This window comes from Streptomyces sp. NPDC006265 (genome assembly GCF_040613555.1).
In the GTDB taxonomy this organism is placed as follows: Bacteria; Actinomycetota; Actinomycetes; order Streptomycetales; family Streptomycetaceae; genus Streptomyces.
In genome coordinates, this window is the sequence record NZ_JBEXSH010001487.1 from 1 (window position 1) to 278 (window position 278).

At 77.0% G+C, this 278-nt stretch carries 1 protein-coding gene; it reads left to right on the forward strand.

Annotated features, from left to right (window positions below):
- A partial coding sequence (locus tag ABZ281_RS50030) for a CbiQ family ECF transporter T component (RefSeq protein ID WP_356665558.1) occupies positions 1-278 on the forward strand: 278 nt, incomplete at both ends.

A 278-nucleotide genomic window follows, 5' to 3' on the forward strand; every position in this document is an offset into this window, starting at 1 on the left:
CCATCCCGTGGACAAGGCCGTGCTCGGACTCGGCCTCACCGTGCTCGCGATCTCCCTGCCGCCCTGGCCGGGCGCGGCCCTGGTGCTCCTGACCGCCCTGGTGGTGCTGCTGGGGCCGGCCGGGGTGCCCGGGCGGCGGTTGTGGCGGGCCTACCGGGTGCCGCTGGGCTTCTGCGTGACCGGCGCGGTCACGCTGCTCGTCCAGGTGGGCGGGCCGGGCGGTTTCGTCTCCCTCGCGGAGGACGGGCCGGTCCGGGCCGGGGAGTTGCTCCTGCGCA